We start from the raw sequence: 12,351 nt of genomic DNA on the forward strand, positions 1-12,351 counted from the left end.
CATCCCCCACAACCACCACGCCGTCCGCCACCGCCCCCCCCACCCGCGCGCGGGGCTACTTCGGGACGGGGGTCCCCCGCCCGGGCAGCGCGGCGGCGACCCGCGGGGTGAGCGCGAGCGCGGTCACCGCCACGGTCAGCTCCCGGGCCGGCGTCCCGGCGGCCAGCCGCGCCACGTCCGCGCGCGCCGCGTCCAGCCGCAGCAGCAGCGGGCCGACGTGTTCCAGCAGCCGGGCGCCGGCCGGCGTCGGCGCGACCGGGCGGCGGGTCAGCACGGCGGTCCGCAGGTCGCTTTCCAGCGCCGCGATGTGCTGCGAGACCGCCGACTGCGTGAAGCCCAGTTCGCGGGCGGCGGCGGAGAAGGAACCGAGCCGGGCGACGGTGGCGAACGTGCGCAGGAGGTGGGGATCCATGCCCTCAGTGTCCATCAGCATCACTGATGGACCGACCGCGAACCATCGTTGGACGTGATGCTGCCACCCGTCCGAGGATGACGGCGTGAACCGCACCGAGACCGCCACCCGTCCGAGGATGACGGCGTGAACCGCACCGAATCCGCCACCCGTCCGAGGACGACGACATGAACCGCACCGAAACCGCCACCCCGACTGCCACCGCTGCCGCCACCCCGACTGCCATCCGTCCCGCTGCCGCCCGCCTCGCGCTCGTCGGTGACCGTTCTCCGAACGTCACCTCGCACGTCCGCGTGCCGGGCCTCCTCGACGTCATCGCCGAACGCGGCGGGCCGGTCCTGGACGCCTACTGGATACCGACCACCGACGCCGCGGCCGAGGGCGCGCTCGACGGTTTCGACGCGATCTGGCTGTTGCCCGGCAGCCCGTACGCCAGCGAGGCCGGCGCGGTGGCCGCCGTCCGGACCGCCCGGGAACGCGGCACCCCCTTCCTCGGCACCTGCGGCGGCTTCCAGCACACGCTGCTCGAATTCGCCCGGAACGTCTGCGGCTTGACCGACGCCGCGCACGCCGAGAACGACCCCACCGCGAAGGACCCGCTGATCGCCCCGCTCGCCTGCTCCCTCGTCGGGCACGAGGGCCGGGTGCACCTCGCGCCCGACTCGCTCGCGCGGCGGGCCGTCGGCGCCGACCACAGCATGGAGCGGTACCACTGCAACTACGGAGCCGAGCCCTCCCGGCTGGGCGCCCTGCGCGCGGCGGGGCTCCACTTCACCGGAACCGACGACGAGGGACAGCCCCGGATCGCGGAACTGCCCGGCCACCCCTTCTTCCTCGCCACCCTCTTCCAGCCCGAACTCGCGGGCGACGGCCACCAGCCGCACCCGCTGCTGCACGCCCTGGCCGACGCGGCGGCAGCGCACGCGGCGGCGCGGTAAAGGGCGGTGTCCGGCCCTCCGGCTGCCGATTCGCCCGCCCCGCGGCACACACGCCCGGGCGGCCCGCCCACGTGTGCGCCGGGCACGGGGACACCGGCCACCCGGACAGCGACGGCACCAACCAGCCACCCCTACCTGCGCACCTACCCGCGCACCCACAAGCAGAACGGATGCCCGGCGGGATCGAAGTACACCCGGGTGTCTTCCTGGGGCTGGTACTGCGCCGGCACCGCCCCGGCGGCCCGGGCGTGCGCCCCGGCCGCCTCCAGGTCGTCGACCTCGATGTCCAGGTGCGCCATCATCCGCTGCTCCCCGGGACGCGCGGGCCAGGCGGGCCGCACGTAATCAGGCTCGGTCTGGAACGCGAGCCCCGGGCCACCGCCGGGCGGCGCCAGCTTGACCCAGTCGGACTCGGCTCGTTCGGTCTCCCAGCCGAGCAGCCGACGGTAGAAATCCGCCAACGCGGGGGCGTCGGGCGCGTCGAGGACGACGGTGGAAAGGGCCAGGCGGGGCTTTCCGGCTCGGGAGGGCATCGCGCTCCTTGGGTACGGCGGGGCGAGGGGCCCCGGTTCACCGACGGGTCGAAGACACCGAATGCCAGGAGGCGTCCGGAGAAGGGGGGCGGAAATCCGGTCGGCAGGTGTTGCGCTCCGCCGTCTTCCCGGATGGCGAACGGATGCGGAGAGGGCGGTGACGGGCGTCGTATGCGGCGCCTGGGATAGGCTCCCCAGGTTGTCCAAAAGGGGGTTCAAATGCCGCAACAGCCGGCGGAGCAGCCATATCCACCGCAGTATCGACCGCCCTATCCGCCACCGCAACCGCCACCCCATCAAAACGCGCCATACACGGGCGGATTCGCGCATCGGCAGCCGCACCAAGGACCGGCCTACGCGCCGCCGGTGGGGCCGTCGCCGCCCCGGCGGAAGACCGGGAAAATCATCGGCTTCGCCGTGCTGGGGATATGCCTGGTCCTGGTCGCCGGAGTCGGGGTGATATTCGGCAGGAATATCCTCACGTCGCACGACACGACCCCCGCCGAGGCGTACGACTGGTCCCGGGACAAGGTCTACGACACCTTGGCGAAGGGGCTCAAGGACAAGGACGAAGCGGAATTCCTCCGGCCGTTCGAGGGTGAACAGGCCAAGGACCGGGCTCAAAAGCTGTACCGCAACCTGGTGAAGGTCCCCTTCAAGCAGGCCAGGTTCGAGGACCTCGCCGCCGGGGGACAGGGCGGCATGCCCGTCGCCTTCGTCCACCAGATCGAGGGCATCGACGTCGCCCCCGTCTACGAGCAGTACACCTTCACCTTCGCCCAGAAGCCCTCGCACGAGCAGTACATCACCGGTTTCGAGGGGGCGACCGAGCCCTTCCAGGGCCTGCCCGGCACCTTCTACCCGGCCCCGTGGGACGTCTACGAGGACATGACCGTGGTGCGGCAGGGCCGCGTCCTGATCGTCGCGGACAGGAAGCACCAGGAGGACACCGAGCGCTTCGCGCCGTACATCTCGCGCGCCGCCGACGAGGACGTCCAGGCCTGGGAGCGCAGTGGCGCGGACCAGACCCAGGTGTCCAAGGGCGCGGTGATCGTGCTGGAACCGGAACGCGAGGTGTACGAGAAGTTCTACCGCGGCCCCGACGACCACGATTCGCTGGAGGCTGGCGCCAATATGGCCCTGCCCAAGCACCAGGCGAAATACGAGGACAAGGTCCAGTACGGCGGTTCCCGCATCGTGATGGATTCCTCACTGAGCCGCTTCACCTCGCCCTCCTGGCGCGAGGGCGTCGCGGAAATCAGCCGCCACGAGATAGGCCACGCGATGGTGGCACCGTACAATTCCGCGCGCGGCGCGCTGCCGGTGTACCCGGACGCGTGGGTGAGCGAGGGATTCGCCGGGTACATGGAAGCGCGCGCCGATCCGAAGAAGGCCCGGCGGGACGCGCTGTGGTCGCTGCGGGGGCACCCGTTCGGCTCCTGGTACCGGCCGCAGGACGACGTCGAGGCGTTCTACGACAAGGACGCCAAGGAACGGCACGCCAATTACGTATTCTCCCGGCTGACGTTCCAGTACATGGCCAGGAAGTACGGCGAGGAGGCCACGTTCGGCTTCGTGGCCGCCGAATACGCCGACCCCGTGAAGCAGCGGGAGCATTTCCGGAAATACCTGGGAGTCAGCCGCTCCGATTTCTGGGACGCCTGGTACAGGTTCGTCCTCTCCGAAATACCGGGGATGCGCCTGTCCGACTGATGTGCCGGGCGGACGGGCGACTGACGGGCCGTGCCGGACGGCCGGTTGACAGGCCGGACGGGTGGCTGGCCGACGGACCGGACGGGCGGCCGACTGACGTGCAGGGCCGGACGGCCGGCCGACGTACCGGGCCAGGGAACGCCAACCGGCCGCCCCGACCCCGTCCGCGACCACCGCGCCCCCACACCCGCGCCCCCGCACCCGCCCCCCATCACCTCACCCGCCCCCACCACCGACCGCAGCCGCCCCCGGCAGCGCCCGCCGGGGATCCCCGCCCGCGAGGGCCTTCGCGGCCTCCGACACCGCCCGGCCGAACGACCGGACCGCCCCGTCCTCCTCGCCCCTGCGCCACACCAGTCCGTACGCCGACGGGGCCGCGTCCGTGAACGGCACATAGGCGACACCGGGCCGGGCGTGGTACGTGGCCAGGTGCGCCGGCACCAGCAGGGCGCCCTGACCGCCCGCGACCAGGACCAGCGCCTCCTGCGTGGTGGTGACGGCCGGTCCGCGGCCGATCGGCCGGCCGCCGGGTGTGTGGGTGGGGGACTGGTGCCGCAGCCAGTAGTCCGGGAGTTCGCCGGCCATCGTCAGCAACCGCACGTCGGCCAGGTCCTCCAACGAGACCTTGTCCCGCGCGGCCAGCGGGTGACCGGACGCGATGGCCAGGACGCGTTCCTCGGTGAGCAGCGTGGGCCCGGCCGCGAGGTCCGGCTCGCGCACGGGGAAGGCCGCAAGCTGGACGTCGAACTCGCCCTTGCGCAGTTGCCCGTACGGGTTCGCGAGCGGCACCTCGCAGAACTCCACGTTCAGCGCGGGGTGCTCGGCCCGCAGCGTCTCCGTCGCCCGCAACACGATCTCACCGGCCAGCGGATCGGAGAACCCGACGTGCAGCACCTTCCCGACGCCGCGCGCGGTCGCGGCGGCCCGCGCGAGCGCGTCCCCGACCGCGCGGTGGTGCGGCGCGAGGTCGTCGCGCAACTGCCGGCCCAGGGCGGTGAGGGCGACCCGGCGACTCGTACGGACGAACAGCGGGGCGCCGACGCGGCGTTCCAACCGCTGGACGAGCTGGCTCACCCGGGCCCGGGACAGCCGCATCCGGTCCGCCGTGCGGCCGAAGTGCAGCTCTTCGGCGAGGAGCAGGAAGCATTCCAGTTCGTCGTTCACCAGGGGCCCTTCGTCCACGGCGGATGCCACGATCCGGGCCCCCACCGGCCCCGGATCGGTAAGCCTGGCTGAACGAACGTTGCGATCTTCGCCGTTGTTCCCTCGCGTGCCCTGGCCGAGGGTGAAGGGACCGAACCCTCCCGCAACCCTTGAGCCCTGAGCGAGGAATGCCGATGAATGCCGATAATGCCGGGAATGCTCCAAGTGTGGGGAATGCTCCAGACATGGGAAATGCTCCAGGCATGGGAAATGCTCCCGGCATGGGAAATGCCGAAAGAACGAGGAGTTCCGAGCCCGTCCTGCGGGGTCGCGACTGGGGCATCCTGTTCGTCCTCTGCGGCGCGATCTTCCTGGAGGGCATCGACGTGGCGATGCTCAACGTGGCCCTGCCGTCCATCCGCGCCGACCTCCGCATGTCCACCGGCGCGCTGCCCTGGGTCATGAGCGCGTACGTCCTGGGCTACGGGGGATTCATGCTGCTCGGCGGGCGGGCCGCCGACCTCTTCGGGCGCCGCCGGATGTTCGTGGGCTGGCTCACCGTCTTCCTGCTCTTCTCCGGGCTGGGCGGATTCGCCACGCAGGGGTGGACGCTGATCGCGGCCCGGTTCGTCGCCGGCGTCGCGGCGGCCTTCATGACCCCGGCGGGACTGTCGATCATCACCACGAGCTTCGAGGAGGGCCCCCGCCGCACCAAGGCCCTGCTCGTCTACTCCGGCACCGCCGCGGGCGGCTTCTCCCTCGGACTGGTCGCCGGCGGGCTGCTGACGGCCGTGGACTGGCGGTGGGTGTTCTTCGCCCCGGTGGCCCTGGCCGCCGTCGTCCTGGTGGCCGCGCTCGCGCTCCTGCCGAAGGCGCCGCGGCCCGACCGCGCCGGACAGCGCGTCGATCTGGGCGGCGCGGCCACCATCACCGCCGCCATCGTCCTGCTCGCCCTCGGCGTCGAACGCGCCGCGCACACCTCCGTCGGCTGGACGCTCGGCACCCTCGCCGCCGGGCTGGCGTTCCTCGCGGTCTTCGTCGCCGTGGAACGCCGCTCGGCCGCACCACTGGTCCGCCTGGGCCTCCTGCGTAACGGAGCCCTCGTCCGGGCCAACCTCGCCGGGCTGCTGTTCGCCGCCGGATTCTTCGGATTCCAGTTCCTGCTGGTGCTCTACCTCCAGGAGCTGAGGGGGTGGACCACCCTCCAGACGAGCCTGGCGCTGCTCGCCATAGGCGTCGACGCGGTGGTCGCGCCCACCGTGACCCCCAAGCTGGTGGCGCGGTTCGGCAACGCCCGGGTCATCCTCGGCGGCCTGCTGCTGGCCGTGCTCGCGTACGCGGTCTTCGTACCGATCGGCGCGGACTGGTCCTACCTGGTGATGTTCCCCGCCCTGCTGGCCGTGGGCCTGACCTTCTCGCTGTCGTACGGGCCACTCACCATCGTGGCCACCGAAGGCGTCGCGGAGGACGAACAAGGCGTGGCCGGCGGCCTGTTCTACACCTCCTTCCAGTTCGGCGCCGCCCTCGGACTCTCCGCCGCCACCGCCGTCAACATCGCCGCCACCCGCTCCGGCGCCCCCGCGGACCTGCTCGACGGCTACCACGCCGGCTTCCTGGTCCCGCTCGCCGCGGTGCTGCTGGCCGCCCTCGTCGGCGCCTTCGGGCTGCGGCGGGGGCGGAGGGGACCGGATGGCACGGGGACGGCCACGACCGTTTCGGCCACGACCGTTTCGGCCACGACCGTTTCGGCCACGGCGGAGGCGATGGCGGCCCATGACACAGGGGCGGCCTCCCCGGCCGGTTCCTGACGCGCCGGGCACGGTGACGAGGGCGCGGGCCGCCCGGGCCGGTGACGCCGAGGGCCGAGGGTCGAGGGCCATGGGCAGAGACCGAGGACGCCGACCGGCCGAGCTTCGATCGCCGGGCTGGGGGCGATCACCGGCGGTCCGCCCCACCCCCGTTCGAGGGGCGGACCGCTGAGCCATGCCCTGCGCGTCCGTTGCCGCCGCCAGACGACGCGACGCGCCACACGCCGCCGCGGTGATGACGGGCGTGATGACGTGCTCACGCTGCCGCGGTGATGACGGGCTCACGGCACCGCGGTGTCGACGGTCGTCATGATCGGACGGGCCTACGCCGCCGCGGTGACGATGGACGTCATGACGGAACGGGCTTACGCCGCCGCGGTGACGACGGACGCCATGGCCGGACGGTCCTACGCCGAGGCACCGTCCAGCAGCGGTATCAACTGCTCCTCCTCGTACACCAGATGCGCCTCCAGCTCCTCGGTGAGCCGCTCCACCTCCGCCAGCAACCGCGCGGGAGACACGTCCTCGGCCGACAGCAGCGCATGCAACTCGGCGACGAGATCGGCGACCTTCTCGTGCTCCACCCGCAACCGGTCCAGCACCGGTATCAATTCGGGATGGCGCTCACCGAGGGAGGGGAACAGCATCGTGTCCTCCCCGGTGTGGTGATTATGCAGCCCCTGGCACACCGCCAGGCAGTTCACGCGAAGCTGGACGCCCAGGCCGCCCGCGCCCGACTCGGTGATCTCCTTGCGGATCAGCGCGAGTTCGCGGCGGAACGCGTCGTGGATCACCTTGAGGGCCGCACCCGGCGACGCCGCCGCCACGTTCGGCGGCCCGGCCGGGACCGCCTCCAGGGCGACCACCGGGATGACGCGCTCGGTCTTGGCCTGGTAGTCGGCCCAGCCGGGATCGCCCTCGACCGCGCGGGCGAACGCGGCGTCACGTTCCGCGCCCTCCAGGACGACGGCCCGCGCCTCGTACGTGAAGACCCCGTCCTCGACGGTGACGAGCGGGTTGGCCACCAGGTTGTGGAACCACGCCGGGTGCTGCGGCGAGCCCCCGGCCGAGGCGATGACGAGGACGCGGCCCCCGCCGTCCGGGAGGTACCCGACGGGGGTGGTGTGCCGGTTGCCGGTCCGCGCGCCGGTGGTGGTCAGCAGGAGCAGCCGGCCCCCCTCGAAGGGCCCACCGACCCGCCCGTTGTTGGCGCGGAACTCCTCGATGACCTGCTGGTTGAAATCGATCGGCATTCTTTTCTCTCTGCTCCGGATTCTTGGGGTCGGGGTGCCCGGGAACCGCTTCGCGGAATGGGAGGGAAAGGGTTCCGGGAAGTTTTCGGGCATGCCAAAGGAACGCTTGGCGGCGATACGGAGTCACCACGAACGGGACGCCGTGCCGTGCGCGGCAATACCCCGACACGAAAGGCGCGGAGACGCATAGGCGCGCAGGCACGGAGAAGGAAACCGTGGTGAGGGAAAGGTGAAAGCGCGCAGGACGTTTCCGGAAAAGCCTGAAGCGGCGTGCCGAGCGGAAAGGCTCACACGGCACACGGCGCACGGCTCGCGGATGTGGGGGAGGGGACGGCGGAAACCGTCTGCCTGGCACCCTGACCAGCGCCGATGTAGATCAATCGGCGCACGGTCACGCAGGTGAGCCGCGCAGCGGAAACGTCTGGCGGAAAAGCGCGCGAAGGCGCGGAAGAAAGAAAAGGGCGGGGCTCTGACCCGCCTCGCGCTCACGCGGAGGCCGGGTGCCCTACTCGTGTATGGCCCATGGCCGACCCGGCAGTCACATCATCGAACCTTAGTGCCGTCAACGCGTCCGGGCAACAGTGAACTTCGACGAGACGGACGGCCGCCCGGCGATCGACGTCGCCCGGCCCGGAATTCCCCGCCCATCCGCCGTCCCCCCCGCCACCGTTCCCCCAACCAAGCAGCGAAAAGGAAGCACCCGGGCAATCAGAAAGAGCCTCAGCGCACTCCCTCACACCGTCACCGCCCCCGCCGCCCGGAACGTCCGCCGATACGCCTGCGGCGACACCCCGACGACGGCGTGCAGATGCTGCCGCAGCGACGTGCCCGTGCCGAAGCCGGCGCGGTGGGCCACGAGGTCGACCGGCCAGTCCGTGGTCTCCAGCAAGTACCGCGCGCGCTCGACGCGTTGCCGCACCAGCCACTGGCCGGGGCTGGCGCCGACCTCGTCCCGGAACCGCCGGGTGAACGTGCGCACGCTGACCCGGGCGTGGGCGGCCATGTCGGCCAGCGTCACCGGTTCGGCGAGCCGTTCCAGCACCCAGGCGCGGGTGGCCGCGGTGCCGCCCGCCGAGGGCTTGGGCACCGGGTGCCGGACGTACTGCGCCTGGCCGCCGTCACGCCACGGGGGGACGACGCAGGAACGGGCCACTTCGTTGGCGACCTCGCTGCCGTGGTCCCGCCGGACCAGGTGCAGGCACAGGTCCACGCCCGCCGCCACCCCGGCCGAGGTCAGCACGTCCCCGTCGTCGACGAAGAGCACGTCAGGATCGACGCGGACGCTGGTGAACAGCCGCCGCAGCCGCTCCGCCTCCCGCCAGTGCGTGGTCGCGGGCCGGTGGTCGAGCAGCCCGGCGGCACCGAGGACGAAGGCACCGTTGCAGATGGCCACCATCCGGGTGCCGGGCCGGACGGCGGCGAGCGCGTCCCGCAGGGCGTCCGGCAGCCGCCCCTCCTCGCGGATGGCACCGAGCCGGTGCGAGGGCGGCACGACCACCGTGTCGACGGTGGCCAGCACGGACGCGTCGTGGGTGACGGTCAGCGCGTAGTCGGCGTCCGTCCGCACCGGCCCGCCGTCCAGAGTGCAGGTCACCACCTCGTACAGCCGGTCGCCGGCCGCGTTACGGGCCGCTCCCAGGATCCGGCCGGGAATGCCCAGCTCGAAGGGGACGACGCCGTCGAGGGCGAGGACTCCGACACGGTGCGCGCGCTGCATGGCCCGATCCTTTCAGATCGTGGCCATCAGGCCATCACTCTCCGTCCGGACCGCCCGGCAGGCTGAGGACGTGCCGCCTCCACGAACGGCACATACCACCGCATACCCCTACCGAAAAGGTGCGCCATGCCCGACCACACCCCCACCCCCACCATGCGCGCCATCAGCCAGGACCGCCCCGGGGGCCCCGACGTCCTCAAGGTCATCGAGACGGCGCGCCCCGTTCCCGGCCCGACGGAGATCCTGGTGCGCGTCCACGCGGCCGGCGTCAACCCGACCGACTGGAAGACCCGGGCCCGGGGCGCGTTCGCCGTCGGGGTCAGGCCGCCGTTCACCCTGGGCTTCGACGTCTCCGGCGTCGTGGAGGCCGTCGGCCCCGGCGTCGCGCTCTTCGAGCCGGGCGACGCGGTGTTCGGCATGCCGCGCTTCCCGCACCCCGCCGGCGCCTACGCCGAGTACGTCACCGCCCCGGCCCGGCACTTCGCCCCCCGCCCCGACCGGCTCGACCACGTCCACGCGGCGGCCGTCCCGCTGGCGGCCCTGACCGCCTGGCAAGCGCTGGTCGACACGGCCGACCTCCGGCCCGGTCAGCGGGTGCTGATCCACGCCGCCGCCGGGGGCGTGGGCCACCTGGCGGTGCAGATCGCCAAGTCCCGCGGCGCGTACGTGATCGGCACCGCCCGCGAGGCCAAGCACGCCTTCCTGCGCGACCTGGGCGCGGACGAGTTGATCGACTACACCCGTGAGGACTTCGCGGACGCGGTGCGGGACGTGGACGTCGTACTCGACGCCATCGGCGGCGCCTACTGGTCCCGCTCCCTGCGCACCCTCCGCCCGGGCGGCACGCTGCTCTCCATCCTGCCGCTGGACGAGACCTTCCCCGCGGCGGAAGCCGAATCGGCCGGAGTGCGCGCCGTCTTCGTCATGGTCGAACCGGACCACGCCGGGCTGCGCGCGATATCCGCCCTGATCGACAGCGGACAACTGAGGGCGGAGGTGGACGCCGTCCTCCCGCTGGAGGAGGCGGCCAAGGCCCACGCCTTGGGGGAGACGGGACGGACGACGGGGAAGATCGTGCTGTCGGTGGCGTGACGCCGTCATGGGCCTTCGGCGTGACCTTTTGACGACGCGGCCGTGTCACCGAAGTCGCCGAGGGCCGGCCACGCCGCACCGGCCGTCCGCTGCGTGTCCCGCCCCGGCCCGGCCGCCGGTGCGGGACCGGACGGCCTGGCTTCAAGCCCGGCGGGTGGCCTCGATCCGGCGGGTGGCCTCGGTCTGCTCGCGCAGGATGTCGCCGTGGCCGGAGTGGCGGGCTAATTCCTGGATCATGAGCAGGTAGATCCACCGCAGGCTGACGGCGCCGAAGACGGGGTGCTCCCGGACGGCGTCGAGCTCGATGTCCGCGGCGATCGTGCGTGCGCGGTCGCCGGCGCGCTCGAATTCGGCGATCACGTCGTCCACCGTCTCGTCGTCACCGACGAGGAAACTGTCCTCGCCCACCATCGCACCGTCGCATTCGGCTTCCGGCACACCTCCCAGGATGTGCTGGAACCACTTCCTTTCCGCGAACGCGGCGTGCTTGACCAGCCCGATCGGCGTCGTCATGGACGGGACGAGACGCCGGCGGGCCTCCGTCTCGGATAAGCCGCGCACCGTGTCGATCAGCTCGGCCCGAACGTGGTCGAGGAGGTATTCGAGCAGCTGACGCTCGGAGCCGCTGGTGATGCGTGTCGGGTCGTGCATGGCGTGTGTCCTTTCGGGACAGCGTTGGCATTCACGGTGCCGGTCGATTGGGCTGTGGCTGTTTACGGTCGAACGCCGCGTCGAGGCGGGGTGGCCCGGCTTCGGTGTGGCGGGCGATGACGCAGGAGCCGGCGAGCCGATCAGTAGGCGGCGATGAACGCGCTCGCTCGCGGGCGGATGGGGCCGAGCCGATCGGTTCGGTGCCGAACGCGCATCGGAGGCCGAGCGCGGCCCCTGACCAAGAGGGGCGTTGCCGACGGCCGGCAGCCGGGCCGACGAGACGACGAGGCCGACTTCTTCTCGGGCTGTCCGTCCGGGCTTCGGACTGTGCGTCCGGGCTGCCGCAGAGGGGTCGCTGCGTTCGACTGTACCGCTCCACTCGCCAACCGACACGAGCCCGGACCCGTAGCCCTAAGCGGCCCGAATCCCCACCCACGGTTGCCAACACCAACGGCAACCAGCAGTCCGGATCGGTCACCCTGCCCGCACCGCACAACGCCAAGCGGCTGACGACCCATCGGCCGACCGAACGAAAACAGCCAACGAAAACAGCCAACGGGAACGGCCGAACGGGAACGGCCGAACGGAAACAGCCGCACGAGAACGGCCGAACGGAAACAGTCGAACGAGAACAGCCAACGGGAACAGCCAAACGAAAACAGCCGCACGAGAACAGCCAGGCACACGCCACCGCCTCTCGTCCCCTCGCGCAGGTGCAGCCAAAATGGCCGGAAGGGGACCCCCACCCCGTCCGGGGGCGAACTCTGGCAGGATCGGCCGGTCTCGCTCCGGCCACATCGGCTGGTCTCGCTCCGGCCACATCGGCCGGTCCCGCTCCGGCCACGACGCGTAGCCCACATGGCCCCCGGCCGTCACCGCGTAGCACCAGCCCGGGAAACTGCGGTCACCCTCCTCCCAGCGGAACCCACGCACCGGCGCCACCCCCTCGAACCGGACGTCCCACCCGGCATCCACCGCGAGCCGCCGACACCACCCACCGCCGAAGAAGGCCAGGTCGAAGGCGCCCAGCGCAGCATCGCCGTGCACGCGTAACCGTTTCCCCACCGCCTCCCCGGACAGCCAGGCCGCAA

9 protein-coding genes and 1 pseudogene are annotated in these 12,351 nt (G+C 71.9%); 4 read left to right on the forward strand and 6 right to left on the reverse strand.

The features are described from left to right. Positions 1-82: 82 nt before the first annotated feature. Positions 83-412 (reverse strand): annotated as a pseudogene (locus ABZX96_RS33660) (LysR family transcriptional regulator); the annotation flags it as partial. A gap of 167 nt (positions 413-579) precedes the next feature. On the opposite strand from ABZX96_RS33660, the gene ABZX96_RS33665 reads away from it, so the two are divergent. Next, positions 580-1,350, forward strand: a complete 771-nt coding sequence (locus ABZX96_RS33665; protein WP_355551889.1) for a hypothetical protein — start codon at positions 580-582, stop codon at positions 1,348-1,350. 143 nt (positions 1,351-1,493) lie between these two features. Here ABZX96_RS33665 and ABZX96_RS33670 read toward each other — a convergent pair whose 3' ends face one another. Then, complete coding sequence (locus ABZX96_RS33670) at positions 1,494-1,883, reverse strand: VOC family protein (protein WP_355551892.1); 390 nt, start codon at positions 1,881-1,883, stop codon at positions 1,494-1,496. Positions 1,884-2,300: 417 nt separating this feature from the next. Between ABZX96_RS33670 and ABZX96_RS33675 the strand changes: the two genes are divergently transcribed. Continuing rightward, positions 2,301-3,596 (forward strand): hypothetical protein, encoded by a 1,296-nt coding sequence (locus ABZX96_RS33675; protein WP_355551895.1) that lies wholly within the window; start codon positions 2,301-2,303, stop codon positions 3,594-3,596. 216 nt (positions 3,597-3,812) lie between these two features. On the opposite strand, the gene ABZX96_RS33680 is transcribed toward ABZX96_RS33675, so the two are convergent. Then, the gene (locus ABZX96_RS33680) at positions 3,813-4,778 is read right to left on the reverse strand and encodes a LysR family transcriptional regulator (RefSeq protein WP_355551897.1); all 966 of its coding nucleotides are present in this window, start codon (positions 4,776-4,778) and stop codon (positions 3,813-3,815) included. A 242-nt stretch (positions 4,779-5,020) separates the two neighbouring features. Between ABZX96_RS33680 and ABZX96_RS33685 the strand changes: the two genes are divergently transcribed. Continuing rightward, on the forward strand, positions 5,021-6,547 hold the full coding sequence (locus ABZX96_RS33685; protein ID WP_355551900.1) for an MFS transporter: 1,527 nt from the start codon (positions 5,021-5,023) through the stop codon (positions 6,545-6,547). Positions 6,548-6,954: 407 nt separating this feature from the next. Here ABZX96_RS33685 and ABZX96_RS33690 read toward each other — a convergent pair whose 3' ends face one another. Then, positions 6,955-7,800 (reverse strand): nitroreductase/quinone reductase family protein, encoded by an 846-nt coding sequence (locus tag ABZX96_RS33690; protein WP_355551903.1) that lies wholly within the window; start codon positions 7,798-7,800, stop codon positions 6,955-6,957. 733 nt (positions 7,801-8,533) lie between these two features. Next, entirely contained in the window at positions 8,534-9,517 is a 984-nt protein-coding gene (locus tag ABZX96_RS33695) for a helix-turn-helix domain-containing protein (RefSeq protein WP_355551906.1), read from the reverse strand. Between the two features lie 126 nt (positions 9,518-9,643). Between ABZX96_RS33695 and ABZX96_RS33700 the strand changes: the two genes are divergently transcribed. Continuing rightward, on the forward strand, positions 9,644-10,609 hold the full coding sequence (locus ABZX96_RS33700) for an NADP-dependent oxidoreductase (RefSeq protein WP_355551909.1): 966 nt from the start codon (positions 9,644-9,646) through the stop codon (positions 10,607-10,609). A gap of 141 nt (positions 10,610-10,750) precedes the next feature. Here ABZX96_RS33700 and ABZX96_RS33705 read toward each other — a convergent pair whose 3' ends face one another. Then, entirely contained in the window at positions 10,751-11,260 is a 510-nt protein-coding gene (locus tag ABZX96_RS33705; RefSeq protein WP_355551912.1) for a DinB family protein, read from the reverse strand. Positions 11,261-12,351 lie beyond the last annotated feature (1,091 nt).

This window comes from Streptomyces sp. NPDC003077 (genome assembly GCF_040611095.1).
Classification (GTDB): Bacteria; Actinomycetota; Actinomycetes; order Streptomycetales; family Streptomycetaceae; genus Streptomyces.